We start from the raw sequence: 12,859 nt of genomic DNA, 5'->3' as shown, positions 1-12,859 counted from the left end.
CGCTTCACACGTCGCGCGGTGTGGGCTCCCCGGACAGGTCGAAGAGGTTGCCGCGCGGGACCACGCACAAGGCCCAGATGATGAAGCCCGAGATGGTGATCATCACGACCGACCACAACGGGTAGTACGGCATGGAGAGGAAGTTGGCGATGATGACGAGTCCGGCGATGGCCACGCCGGTGACGCGCGCCCACGGCGCGGTCCGGAGCAGCCCGATGCTGACGATCACGGCGATCGCGCCCAGGACGAGATGGATCCAGCCCCAGCTGGTCAGGTCGAACTCGAACACGTAGTGGGGTGTCGTGACGAAGATGTCGTCCTCGGCGATGGCCATGATGCCCCGGAGGATGTCGAGCAGGCCGACGAGGAAGAGCATCACGGCCGCGAAGACGGTCAGGCTGTTTGCCCATTCCTGCCTCGCCGTGTGTGCCGGACGGGTGTGTGTCGCGGTCATCCTGCGCCTCGTTCCGTGGTGTGCGGGTGCTCAGCGGCCGGGGGCGCGGGAGGTGGAGTCCGGGTGTTCCGCCGGGCCGTGGCCGGTCAGGACCAGTTCCTTCGCCCTGCGGAACTCCTCGTCCGTGAGGGCGCCTTGGTCGTGGATCTCGGACAGCCTGGCGAGCTCGTCGATGCTGCTGGGCCGGCCGCCGGCCGCGGTCTGCCTGATGTAGGCGTTGAACTCCTCCTGCTGTGCGCGTGCCTGGGAGACCTCTCGGCGGCCCATGTTCCTGCCGCGGGCGATCACGTAGACGAACACGCCCAGGAAGGGCAGGACGATGCAGAACACCAGCCAGCCCGCCTTCGCCCAGCCACTCAGCCGGTCGTCGCGGAAGATGTCGGTGATGATCCGGAAGAGCAGGACGAACCACATGATCCACAGAAAGAACCAGAGCATGGTCCAGAAGGTGCTCAGCAGCGGGTAGTCGTACGCCAGGTAGGTCGGTGAGCTCATGTCCGTCCTCCGTCCCGGGCGCTCGCCCGGCAGCGGTTGCGTGCCGTCTTCAGCGTGCCCACGGCAAGCACCGGGCGGCCTCACCCGACGCGGGTGAGTGTGCGCACTGAGTGAGGCGCCATCGGCGGACGGGTTCCTGCCCTCGGATCAGGGGCCGGACTCCTCGTGGCCACGGGGTGCGGCGGCCGCGAGGATCGCCAGGCCCACCAGGACGGCCAGGACGACGCCGATCACGAGCACCACCGCTCCGACCGTGGGGTGGTTCCAGAGCACCAGCGCCAGCACCCCGGCCGCGAAGACGCCGCCGGTGGTCCACGCCTGATGCTCCGCCAGCCAGTGCCCGGTGGACCCGGTGCGCACTCCGGCGCGGCGCAGCGCCCGGCCGGCGGCCGTCATGCCCCGTCGCGCCGTCGTGCGGACGGCGCGGGCAGGGCGTCCGGGACCGTACAGGTAAGCCACCAGTGCAGTGATCACCGAGACGACCAGCAGGGTGCGCGTGCTGTCACGCAGGAAGCGGACGAACGTGTCGTAGATCGCCGCCGCCGCGTCGGGCGGCAGCGTCGCGGGCGGAACCGAGTCCAGGTAGACCCGTCGGACCACGGCCAGCGCGACGAGCAGCACCGCCGTCATCACGCCGACACCCGCCCCGGTGATCATCAGCATCACGCGGTGTGCCGGGGCGGTCCACACGGCGAGCGCGGCGAGTACGACGGTCAGGACGGGCAGCCACATGCCGAGGACGTCCAGCAGCAGCATCGTGTCCTGCGCCTTGCCCAGTTCCTCGGTCTGGAACAGCGTGATCGTCCGGTCGGTGTCCGGGATGGCGGCCGCCTTGTCGAAGCCCGCGTCGACGAGCCGCTCCCGCACCTGGTCGACGACCTCTCCCACGTCCAGCCGAACGGTGTCGCCCTCGGTGCGCACGGCAGCCGTGCCGGCACCGGTGAGCATGGCCACCACCGCGGCGTGCGACCGCCGGTTGGCGCCCTCCCACACCTGCTGGAAGGCATCGCTGGTGATCACGCGGCTGACAGTGCGCTCCACGGTGGTCCTGACCGCGTTGCGCAGCGGGACCTCGAGGGACTCGGCCCCCTCCACGACGCGCGGTGGTGCTCCGGATTCCTGGAGGGCCTCGGCGAGCGAGTCCGTCACCGCCGCGACGTCCGCGTTCTCCACCACGCGGTCCGTGAGCCGGTTGATCACGGCCTCCTGCACGGCCGGGTCGGACGCCAGGGGCGCGACCGTCTCCACGTACCTGTCGGTGTCGGAGACCGTGTCCTGGACCCAGGCCGCGACGACGGCCAGGGGAGCGAGCAGCAAGGTCAGCAGCAGGAGGACCGAGGAGCCCGCCAGGCGTACCCGCCGGTGTCGCACCGCCGCGTGACGGCGCAGCCGCTCGTACTCCGCTCGTTCGTCGGCGGTGAAGGCGCGCTCCGGGTCCGCGGCTCCGTCGGAGTCCGGCGGGCCCGGGGCCGTGGCCGGGTTCATGGGTGCTCCTCCGCGGCGGTCGCGGTGTCAGGCCGTCGGGGCGGGCATGTGCGGCCCCGTGGGGTGCGTCCTTCGGAGCGCGGCCCGCCACGCGAAGGCGACCACCACCTCGGCCAGGCCGAGCAGGACGAGCCACAGGCCGAGCAACCGGGTCAGGGCGCGGGCCGATTCGGCAGGCAGGGCGAGGACCACGATCCCCGCGACGATGGCGAGTACGGCCATGCCCAGGACGACGCCACGGTGCGGCAGGTCCTGGGCAGCGAGGGCCGTGTAGAGGGTGAGGACGCCGGAGACGAGCCAGACCACCCCGACGATCAGAGAGAGCGCGGCGATCGTCTGCAGCGGGTTCCGCAGGCACAACACCCCGGCCAGGACGTACAGCACGGCCAGGAGCAGCCCCGGGAGCCGCTCGTGCCCCTCCCGCGCGAAGACGGCCACGAACCGGAACGCCCCGGTCACCAGCAGGTACAGGCCGATGAGGACCGCCAGGGCGTGCAGGGTCGCCTCCGGCCAGACCAGAACCAGGACGCCGGGCACCAGCGTCACGACGGCCGAGCCCAGGAGCCAGGTCCATGAACGGCCGAGCCGCGCGAGTGCGCGTGCGGGATCGCCCATCGGATCGAGGGCCGCTCCGCCGGACTGGTGTTCCGGCCCGGTACGCGATGCCGGACCACGCGACATGGCCATGACTCCTCCTCGCATGATCGGTCGGTCGCTTCCGGATGCGCCGACGGGGCGGTGCACGTCCGGCGGTGCGCGAGGACCTGACCGATCCAGGGTCACGTCTGTCACCGGGTGCCGGGATCACCCACCACGGGTGGTCCCTCGACGCCGGCGTGGCCGCGAGGCGGGAGTCCCCGGGCGCCGGGCTCGCCGGCTCGTCCGGTCCGTCCGACCCGTCCGACCCATCCGGCCCGCCGGCTGGACGGAACGAAGAGGCACGAGATGAGCCCCGGGCACAGCCCGCGCGGAGCGAACCCCGTCCGGGCCGTCCCTGGCAGGGGCCCACGTTCGCTCGGGCGATCCACTCCCCTCGTGGCCCACCTGGGCGACAGCGACCGCTTCGACCGCGTGCTCGCGGAGATCGCCCGGTCCTGCGCCGACCAGAACGAGCGGGACTTCGAGGCGCTGGGAGCCACCTGCAGCTCCGGCCGGATCAGGCAGAATCAGGGCGGATCAGGCAGGATCAGGGCGGAACGGCACCGAGGCTCCCGCCCGGTCGCCACGCGGGGGGATCCGGCCGTCCGGCCCCGCGCATCGCCCGGTCCCGTCACTCCGGAAGCTGTCGCATCTCCACGACGCGCAGTCCCAGTGACTGGCAGCGCGCCAGCAGCCCGTACAGGTGCGCCTCGTCCATGACCGGGCCGAACAGGACGGTCTGACCGGACATCACCGCCCGGCCCAGCTCCGGGAAGGCTTCGGCCAGCGTTTCCGACAGATGTCCCTCGACTCGGATCTCACAGCGCACGGGCTGTCCTCCCACGGACTGCCGGTGACGGGCGAACGGCGCCCTTCCTCTTGATCCTCCACTCCCTGCTCCCTCCGGGCATCACCCGATACAGGTGACCCTTCACCCGGCTGCGGACACCGGGCCCCGCGTTCTCAATGCTTCAGAATGATCTTGAAGGAGATGATCAGCAGGCCGAGCAGCAGATTGACCGACGCGGTGGCGGCCATCAGCCGCCGGGAAGCACCGTTACGGTGCGCCGCGGCCACGGACCAGCCCACCTGCTCGGCCACGGCGACGGCGAGGGCCAGCCAGAGGGCGCCCCGCACGTCCAGGCCCAGGAGCGGGCTGAAGGCCACCGCGGCGGCCGGCGGGAGAGCGGCCTTGACGATGGGCCACTCCTCACGGCACACGTGCAGCACCACCCGGCGGTCCAGAGTCCGCTGCGCCAGCCGCGCCCCGAACAACTGGGCGTGTACGTGCGCGATCCAGAACACCACGCCGGTGAGCAACAGCAGCAGCACCAGCTCGGTGCGGGGGAACGAGCCCAGCGAACCGGCGCCGAGCACCACGGAGGCCGCGAGCATGGATCCGTAGACGCCGCCCGTGTAATCCGCGTGGACCCGGCGCTCGGCACGGCGCGCCCGCCGGTCCGTGGCCGGGCCGGCCCTGGTTCTGGTTCTGGACACGCCTGACTCCCTTGGTCTCAACGCGTTGGACCGGTCACTTCGGCCGGGTCACCGGCGTTCGGCTGCCGCGGACGGCTGTCCCGGGCGGTCGGCAGGTGCGGTGTGACCAGCAAACTGGCGAGAGCGATGCCGCCGGTGGCCAGGATCGCCGCCTTCAGGCCGGCCAACTGCGCGGAGGCGTAGGAGTCCGCGACGGCGTCCACCTCGGACGGCGGCAACCCGGCACGCCCGGCCGCCGAGCGCACCTGCTCGGTGGAGACGAAGGTGACCCCGGCTTCGAGGGAGACACCGACCTGCGTGCGGGCTTCTTCGGACAGCCGCGGGTCGTCCGCCACCTGTGTGGTGAAGGCGTGGGCCAGCGCGCCGATGAGGATCGACCCGATGAGCGCGGTGCCCAGCGCCGAGCCCAGGTTCTGTGCCGTGAACTGGAGCCCTCCGGCCTCGCTGCGTTCTTCCTCGCCGACGCCGGACTGGATGACGTTGCCCAGTTGCGAGGCGAGCAGGCCGACGCCCACGCCCAGCAGGGCCATGGCTCCGGCGAACTGCGCGTCGTCGATGACCGGGTCGATGGTGGCCAGCAGCCACACGATGGCCGCCGCCAGGATGATCAGGGCCAGCCGGACCACCCGGCGCGGCCCCCACACCCGTCCCAGTGGGGACGCGGACAGGGAAGTCACGAGCATGGTGACGGACACCGGGAGCAGGCGCAGCCCCGTCTGGAAGGCATCGAACCCCTGCACCACCTGCAAGTACAGCGGGATGGTGAAGAACAGCCCCAGGAGGATGAGGTTCTGGCTCAGCAGTGTCAGCAGGCCGGACCGCAGCACGGGCCTGCCCAGCAGGGACAGGTGCACGAGAGGGTCGGCGCCTCGGCTGTCGCGCCGCCGCTCCCAGGACCGGAAGACGGCCAGGACGGCCACCCCGGCGCCGACGACGAACAGCGTCGGGGCGAAGCCGAACACGGTGAAGGGAGGGTTCCGGGGCTGCACCCATCCCCACGTGCTGCTCTGCAGCACGCCGAGCACGCCCAGCCCCAGTCCGGCCGCCGAGAGCACGGCACCGACGCCGTCCAGCCGGGGAGGCGGGCCGGTCCGGACGGGCGTCGCGATCACCCGGCGGCACAGCAGGACGGCCACGACGACCACGACCTCGCCGGCGAAGACCAGCCTCCAGGTGAGATACGTCGTCACCCAGCCGCCCAGCAACGGGCCGACCGCGATCCCGGCGCCGGCGAGCCCGCCGATGACCGCGTAGGCGACGGCCCGGTCCCGCCCGCGGTACGACTCCGCGACGAGGGCGGCCATGGCCGGCAGCACCATCGCGGCTCCGAGTCCCTCGATGACGGACCAGCCCAGCGTGAGGACCCCCAGCGTGGGGGCCACAGCGGTCAGGGCCGACCCCACGCCGTAGACGACCAGCCCCAGAAGGAACATGCGGCGACGCCCGAAGATGTCCCCGAGCCTCCCACCGATGATCATGAACGCCGCCATGACCAGTGCGTACAACGTGATGACGGCCTGGATGGCGGTGACCTCCGTGTCGAAGTCCTCGACCAGCCGGCTGATGGACACGTTCATGACGGAGGTGTCCAGGACCATCAGGAACTGGGCCGTACCGAGAACGATCAGAGCCCGCCAGTGCTTCACGCTGTCCACCTCGCTGAGTCGGCCCGGTACGCCGGTACGCCGGTACGCCTGTACGCCGGTGGGGCAGGCCGGGCAGCAGCCGGCGCCCACCGCTTTGTCCATCGCACCCGAGGCGCGCGCCCCGTGCCTCACCCGCCACGGGGGAAGGGCCGTGCCCGGTGGTATCCGATCTTGATCATCAGGGCCCCTGCCGGTGGTAGCGCAAGGCGATCGTCAGCGTCCGCGACGGAGGGTCGGCGACCGGCCGGCCGGGCACGCCGAGGACGGCGAATTCGTGACGGTGGCGGGCGCACTGATCGCCACCGGCGGTCTCGCGGCAGCGTGGTTCTTCTTCCGGCTGCCCGGCACCCCGGAGGAGTTGGCGGCCGGCTACCACCAGGCCGCCAGGGTCGCCGCCATCGGCCTGGTGATCGCGGGAAGCGCCTTGCTGGGCCGTCGTCGCACCCGGGCCACGGCCGCCGAGGAGACGACCGAGGAGACGACCGAGGCGGAACGCGCCTGACACCACCGGTTGGTGAGCGACGTCGGACGCCGGTGACTTCCCGAATCCCGCATGGCCTCGCAAGGTGCCGGACTTTCCGACGGCCGGCCTCGGGACAAGGGTCGTACGACCTCGTGATCCGACCCTTTCGTCGACCTTTCGCAGATCGGACGGGGAAAGGACGACGGCTGTCGGCGGTCGGCTGGATCTCCCCTGCTCAGCTCTGGGCAGGGAACCTGGTGAGGGCGCGCCCACCACGACATCTCCGGATCGGATCCCGCGATCCGATCCCACCCTTCGACGGCCCCATCACGGCTGCGCTTGCTGGGATACGGAAGCCACTGCCCCTCCCAGACTGCCGTCCGACCTCGTGGTGTTCCCGCTTCCGGCTGATGAAGGCTGGGGCGGAGGAGGCAGGCGATGACACCACGAGTGATGGCTACGACGTCCGGCGCGGGCAGGCCGCCGAGCGAGGGCCGTGCCGGCCGGCGGTCGCCGGGCCGGACGCGGTTCACGGGTGTGCTGCTGATCGTGCTGTCCCTGATCCCGGCGGCAGCCTGCTACGTGGTGTTCAGCTGGTGGCTGCCCTCCGACAGCGACCGCTACCGGGACTACCGCGCGGCCGAGCCGTGCTCCTCCCGTGCGAGGGAGCAGGCGCGGACGGACTGCCTGAGCACCTGGCACCTCACCGTGGAGGAGACGGTGAACAAGCCCGCCGAGAAGGGATCCTCCTACATGGCGACCCTGACGGACCAGGACTCCTGGCGGGGAACCGTGTCCTTCGGCGACCCCGGGCCGCTCCTGGAGCGGCTCGAGTCCGGCGACCAGGTCACGGCCACCGCCTGGCGCCGCGACATCGTGGTGCTCAGCAAGGACGGTGTACGGCAGAACACCTCGGAGGCGCCCCGCGACGAACTCCAGATGAACGCCGCCGTCGGCGTGCTCGCCGGGCTCGTCGCGGCTCAAGCACTCGTGTTCGGTGCGGTGCGTCTGGTCAGGCCCCGTGACTACGAGCCCTACACCTGGAATCCGTACGGCAAGCGGCTGCTCCTCACCACCATCGCGGTCTGTTTCGGGGTGGGCCTGCCGGCGGTGTGGATCGGCATCCCGTGGTGGACCGTGCCCGCCGTCGCCGTACCCGTGGTGGTGTGCGCGGCGGGGCTGATGCGTCCCCGCCCGAGCCGCAGCGCCGAAAGCGGAGCGTAACGGCTCACCGGAACGCCTGCGCCGGGAACTTCCGGTCCACCCGCCTGATCGCGCACTCGATCCCCGCCGCCCCGGCGCGGTACTCGTCGACAAAGAACGCGGAGGACGACCTCGCCGCGGATACGGCCGCGCGCCGTCCCCCGTGTTCATACTCCACCTCGAAAGGCATCGTGCCGTCGCACGCGCGGCGGTCCACGAATGACCCGGTGCGGTCCCCGTTGCCGGACAGATAACATCACGGCTCGGCATGGCTCCCAGCAGAGGCGACGATCATGGATTCGGCCGAGACATCTCCGCTCACAGCGGGCGTCAGCCTGCGCGAGTTGCTGATGGCACTCGGTGATTCGCTGGTGGAGGTGCAGGCCGCTCCCGCCGGATTGGACGTCGAGATCCGCGGCGTTGCCCTGCTCGATCCCGAGGACCCGTCGACCACTCAGCCGGGCGAGCTGGTTCTCGTCATCGGTGCCCGTGGCCGAGCCGCTTATCCCGCACTACGGGCCGCCGGGCGGCACGGAGCCGCCGGCGTCGTGGTCAAACTGGATGGTCCCGGCCAGGCTGCGGGCCTCAGTGAGATTGCCGCCGAGGCCGGGGTCGCCCTGCTCTCGTTGCGCAGCGAAGCGCGCTGGGAACGGGTGAACGCGCTGGCCCGCGCCGCCCTCGACGACGCGCTGCCGGGCCGCCCGGGCGAAGGGGCCGCGGAGGGCGACCTGTTCTCGCTCGCCCAGACCACCGCCATCCTCACCGGCGGCACCGTCAGCATCGAGGACGCCGCCAACCGGGTACTGGCGTACTCCCGCTCCACCGACTCCGACGAGATCGACGACCTGCGGCGGCGCTCCATCCTCGGCTGGCAGGGACCGGAGGCGTATCTGGCGAAGCTACGCGAGTGGGGGGTGTTCCAGCACCTGCACTCCAGCGACGAGGTGATCAGCATCGACAGTCATCCCGAGCTGGGGATCCGCCGCCGGCTCGCGGTGGCCATCCGGTCCGGGGACCGGCAACTGGGGACCATCTGGGTGCAGGAGGGCTCGACTCCGCTGTCCGAACGCTCGGACCAGGCACTGCTGGGAGCCGCCCGGGTCGCCGCGCTCCACCTGGTGCGCCGTCGCCGGGAGCTCTCGGAGGGACTGACGTTCACCCGGACCCTGCTGGCCGGACTTCTGGAGGGGAACACCGGGCCGCAGCCGCTGGCCACCCACCTGGGATTCGACGCGACCCGTCCGGCCGCTGTCCTGGGCTTCTCGTACGGAACCGCGGATGTCGTCGCCGCACCGGAGCTGACCCATGCCGAAGTCACCAACCTGGTCTCCGTGCACATAGCCGCCCGGCATCGCAGCGCACTGGTCACGCAGGTCGATCCCCGCATCTACGTGCTCCTGCCCCAGTTGCCGCGCAGCATCGACATAGACACGCTGCGCGGCTGGGGCCAGGAGATCACCGAAGCCGCGCGCCGCCACCTGGGCCTGCCACTGCGTGGCTCGGTCGGGTGCGTGGTGTCCGGCCTCGGGGACGCCCCGGAGTCGCGCCGGGAGGCCGACCGCATCCTCGACGCCATGCTGAGGGCCGATGTACCCACCGCGGTCGCCGCGCTGCCGGACATCCAGGCGGAAGTACTGGTCAGTGAAGTGCTGACGCTGCTTTCCGACCGTCCCGAGATACGGGATCCACGGCTGACCGCCCTCGTCGCGCACGACAGCCGGCACCAGAGTCGCCTGGTGGAGACCCTCCTGACCTACCTGAACTCCTTCGGTGACGTACGGGCCGCCGCCGCCCAGCTGTACGTGCACCCCAACACGCTGCGCTATCGCATTCGCCGGGCCGAGGAGCTGACCGGTCTCGAAATGAGTCGTCCCGATCAGCGTCTGCTTGCCATGCTCCAGCTGCGGTTGCCGCCGTCCACCACCTGATCCCGCTTCCTTCCGCATCGGCCGGTCGTACAGCCATCGGAGGCGGATTTGTCGTGCTGCACAAACACATCGCCTCATGACCCCCCATACGCTTGCGCAAATCCATCTCCGCAAGTGATGCGGACCGCCTCTCACGAGGAGACGGAGCGCAGCACCGACGTGCGGTGACCCCACCACCTGCACAGCATCCGCATACCGCGCCCCGCATCGTGAACGCTTTCGAGAACCCTCAGGGCCATGGCCGACCCCTGCCGGACCGGCCTGCTCGCCCCCGCCGCCGAGGCGATCCGGAGATCCGGATCTCCGGTGATCGGTGAACCAGTGACCCGGTGAACACGACAGCCACTCCCCCCGCATGACTCCCCAACCCCACTTTGGACGGATGTCGACATGACTGCACGCGCCCCTGACTCTCTGGCCCCCGCCACCGCTCCACCTGCCACCGCTCCACCCGCCGGCGGTCAGCCCCCGGAGCAGTCGGGTCTGAAGGCCGGTCTCAAGAACCGCCATCTGTCCATGATCGCCATCGGTGGTGTGATCGGCGCCGGCCTCTTCGTGGGCTCCGCCTCCGGTATCACCGCCGCCGGGCCCGGCATCCTGCTGTCGTACGCCCTGGTCGGAGCCCTGGTCGTCTTGGTGATGCGGATGCTCGGCGAGATGGCCGCGGCCTATCCGACCTCCGGTTCCTTCTCCGCCTACGCGGACCGGGCGCTGGGCCGCTGGGCCGGGTTCTCGATCGGCTGGCTGTACTGGTTCTTCTGGGTCGTCGTGCTCGCCGTGGAGGCGACCGCGGCTGCCGTGATCCTGGAAGGGTGGGTGCCGGCCGTACCGCAGTGGGCCTGGGCACTGATCGTGATGGTGGTCCTCACCGCCACGAACCTGGTCTCGGTCGGTTCCTTCGGCGAGTTCGAGTTCTGGTTCGCGGGCATCAAGGTCGTCGCCATCGCGGGCTTCATCGTCCTCGGCGGTCTGGCGATCTTCGGTGTGCTGCCCGGCTCCGACAACGCCGTGACAGGATTCGGCAACCTCACCGAACACGGCGGCTTCCTGCCGAACGGTCCCGGAGCGATCCTCACCGGCATCCTGCTGGTCGTCTTCTCCTTCATGGGCAGCGAGATCGTCACCCTCGCCGCCGCCGAGTCCCCGGACGCGCAGCGGGCGGTCGCGAAGGCCACCAGGAGCGTGATCTGGCGGGTCGGCCTCTTCTACGTCGGCTCGATCCTCGTCGTGGTCTCCCTGCTGCCGTGGAACGACCCCGCGATCGAGGAGAAGGGGTCGTACGTCGCGGCCCTGGACTCGATCGGCATCCCGCACGCCGGCGAGATCATGAACTTCATCGTGCTGACCGCCGTGCTGTCCTGTCTCAACTCCGGCCTCTACACCGCCTCCCGGATGGCCTTCTCCCTGGGCCAACGCGGCGACGCCCCGCAGTCCTTCGTACGGACGAACGCGCAAGGTGTCCCGCAGGCCGCGATCCTGGCCTCCGTGGCCTTCGGCTTCGTGGCGGTCGCCTTCAACTACCTGTGGCCGGACACGGTGTTCCAGTTCCTGCTGAACTCCTCGGGCGCGGTCGCGCTCTTCGTGTGGCTGGTCATCTGCTTCTCGCAACTGCGGATGCGGGGAATCATCCTGCGCGAGAACCCGGAGAAGCTCGTCGTCCGGATGTGGCTGTTCCCTTATCTGACGTGGGCGACGATCGCGATGATCTCGTTCGTGCTCGTCTACATGCTCACCGACGACAGGGAGGGCGGCGGACGGAGCCAGGTGCTGCTCTCCGTGCTCGTGGCCGTGCTGGTGATCGCGGTCTCGTTGGTGCGGGAACGGATGCGCCCGAAAAGCACCGAGGACGCGGTAGCGCCCCGGTAGCCGCCGCGGATCGGGCGTGACCGCCCGCGTTGACGTCGGAAGCGGATGTCGAAGGCCCCGGACCATGATCGGTCAGGGGCCTTTCGCCCGGTGCCCCCGGCAGGATTCGAACCTGCGACACCCGCTTGAGGAATTTTCCCTGGGCGGGGATGTGACCTGCGGAGATGCGGGCCGCGATGTGTCTGACCGGGGGAAACGCTCCTCCGTAGTTCTCACGGGTTCACGGTGGTTCCCGTCCCCGTGTGTGCTGAATACGTGCGGCGGATGCCGTCCGATGAAGACATGGGTTGCTCGGGGAGCCGACGAGTGGCCGGAGTGAGGTGCGGGCGTCTCGTCACACCTTCTCGACTCGCACGGAGTGTCCCGCGAGGAGTTGATTCATGTCGTCGGTGTCGGAGGTGAAGACGGTCGTCTGAGCTCCCTGTGCGGTTTCTCGCCCGGCCACAGCCGCCAGAATGGCGTCGATGGCGTATTTGTGCCCATGCAGACCGGCCGCCTTCAGCATGTCGCGGGCCATGGCGATCACCTGATCGTCCGTGTGCACGATGCGGATCCGGGACAGCGCCCAGTTCCACAGCGCCTGCCTCGACGTTTCGCAAGGATCCCATGCCTCCAGGGTCGTGAGCGCCGAGGTGACGATCGGGATGTCGAGCCGCGGGGCTGTTTTGATCAGCGCAGCCATCTCCCGGTCGCCCTGAACCGCCTTGGAGAGAGCCTCGGAGTCGAACACGAAGACGCGCCGGCGCGGTCGGTGCAGCTTTGCTCGGGCGGTGCGGCTCACGCGGCCTCGTTCGCACGCGATCGCTGCTCGTCATGCCAGCCGTCGATGGCGGCGATGCGGTCCAGCGCCGCTTGCTGTTCGTCGTCCGTCACGGCGCCGTGCTCTTCCTCGAGACGGTCGGCCAACTCGCGCAGTCGGTCCATCGCGTCCTGATGGGCGGCGGCGGCCGCGATGTAGCCGGACACCCCGCGTGCGTCGACGCGCTCCTTGATCGATTCCACCAGCTCTTCCGGCACGGTGATGGTGATCTTCCGAGTGGCCATACTTCAAGTATGCCATGTTCCGTGTGGCGCGGCCTGGTCTTCTCGAGGAGCCGGCTCCGCAGCGTAGTGGTGTGTGAGGTGCCGTCGTTCGCCCACGTTGGTGTCAGGCGCGGATGCCGAAGGCGCCGAGACCATGGCG

13 protein-coding genes are annotated in these 12,859 nt (G+C 70.3%); 4 read left to right on the top strand and 9 right to left on the bottom strand.

The window, feature by feature from the left end; translation table 11 throughout:
• Positions 1–4 precede the first annotated feature (4 nt).
• The 7 genes from AOK11_RS13845 to AOK11_RS13815 all read right to left on the bottom strand — a co-directional run bounded on the left by AOK11_RS13845 (position 5) and on the right by AOK11_RS13815 (position 6,216).
• Positions 5–454: a DUF7144 family membrane protein gene (locus tag AOK11_RS13845; RefSeq protein WP_055594003.1), complete on the bottom strand. Its 450-nt coding sequence runs from the start codon at positions 452–454 to the stop codon at positions 5–7.
• A gap of 30 nt (positions 455–484) precedes the next feature.
• Positions 485–949, bottom strand: coding sequence for an SHOCT domain-containing protein (locus AOK11_RS13840; protein ID WP_055594002.1), 465 nt, complete (start codon positions 947–949; stop codon positions 485–487).
• A 147-nt stretch (positions 950–1,096) separates the two neighbouring features.
• Positions 1,097–2,434, bottom strand: a complete 1,338-nt coding sequence (locus AOK11_RS13835) for a hypothetical protein (protein ID WP_055594001.1) — start codon at positions 2,432–2,434, stop codon at positions 1,097–1,099.
• A gap of 27 nt (positions 2,435–2,461) precedes the next feature.
• Positions 2,462–3,121: an HdeD family acid-resistance protein gene (locus AOK11_RS13830; RefSeq protein ID WP_055594000.1), complete on the bottom strand. Its 660-nt coding sequence runs from the start codon at positions 3,119–3,121 to the stop codon at positions 2,462–2,464.
• A 583-nt stretch (positions 3,122–3,704) separates the two neighbouring features.
• The gene (locus AOK11_RS13825; protein ID WP_055593999.1) at positions 3,705–3,902 is read right to left on the bottom strand and encodes a hypothetical protein; all 198 of its coding nucleotides are present in this window, start codon (positions 3,900–3,902) and stop codon (positions 3,705–3,707) included.
• A gap of 134 nt (positions 3,903–4,036) precedes the next feature.
• A complete protein-coding gene (locus AOK11_RS13820) occupies positions 4,037–4,570 on the bottom strand; it encodes a hypothetical protein (RefSeq protein ID WP_055593998.1) in 534 nt (177 codons plus the stop codon).
• 17 nt (positions 4,571–4,587) lie between these two features.
• The gene (locus AOK11_RS13815; RefSeq protein WP_055594028.1) at positions 4,588–6,216 is read right to left on the bottom strand and encodes an MFS transporter; all 1,629 of its coding nucleotides are present in this window, start codon (positions 6,214–6,216) and stop codon (positions 4,588–4,590) included.
• A 274-nt stretch (positions 6,217–6,490) separates the two neighbouring features.
• Between AOK11_RS13815 and AOK11_RS13810 the strand changes: the two genes are divergently transcribed.
• The 4 genes from AOK11_RS13810 (at position 6,491) to AOK11_RS13790 (ending at position 11,676) form a co-directional block, all read left to right on the top strand.
• Positions 6,491–6,718 carry a hypothetical protein gene (locus tag AOK11_RS13810; protein ID WP_240497334.1) on the top strand — a complete coding sequence of 76 codons (228 nt, stop codon included), beginning with the start codon at positions 6,491–6,493 and terminating at the stop codon, positions 6,716–6,718.
• 414 nt (positions 6,719–7,132) lie between these two features.
• A complete protein-coding gene (locus tag AOK11_RS13805; RefSeq protein ID WP_240497333.1) occupies positions 7,133–7,903 on the top strand; it encodes a hypothetical protein in 771 nt (256 codons plus the stop codon).
• Between the two features lie 272 nt (positions 7,904–8,175).
• Positions 8,176–9,810, top strand: coding sequence for a PucR family transcriptional regulator (locus AOK11_RS13795; RefSeq protein ID WP_055593995.1), 1,635 nt, complete (start codon positions 8,176–8,178; stop codon positions 9,808–9,810).
• Between the two features lie 390 nt (positions 9,811–10,200).
• Positions 10,201–11,676, top strand: coding sequence for an amino acid permease (locus AOK11_RS13790; protein ID WP_055593994.1), 1,476 nt, complete (start codon positions 10,201–10,203; stop codon positions 11,674–11,676).
• A 334-nt stretch (positions 11,677–12,010) separates the two neighbouring features.
• Here AOK11_RS13790 and AOK11_RS13785 read toward each other — a convergent pair whose 3' ends face one another.
• Both AOK11_RS13785 and AOK11_RS13780 read right to left on the bottom strand, forming a co-directional pair.
• Positions 12,011–12,457 (bottom strand): PIN domain-containing protein, encoded by a 447-nt coding sequence (locus AOK11_RS13785; RefSeq protein ID WP_055593993.1) that lies wholly within the window; start codon positions 12,455–12,457, stop codon positions 12,011–12,013.
• Positions 12,454–12,720, bottom strand: a complete 267-nt coding sequence (locus AOK11_RS13780) for a hypothetical protein (protein WP_055593992.1) — start codon at positions 12,718–12,720, stop codon at positions 12,454–12,456. Before AOK11_RS13780 ends, AOK11_RS13785 begins: the two co-directional genes overlap by 4 nt.
• Positions 12,721–12,859: the final 139 nt, after the last annotated feature.

The sequence above is a fragment of the Streptomyces hirsutus genome, assembly GCF_001418415.1.
Classification (GTDB): domain Bacteria; phylum Actinomycetota; class Actinomycetes; order Streptomycetales; family Streptomycetaceae; genus Streptomyces; species Streptomyces hirsutus.
This window is presented reverse-complemented; position numbering and strand designations above follow the sequence as displayed.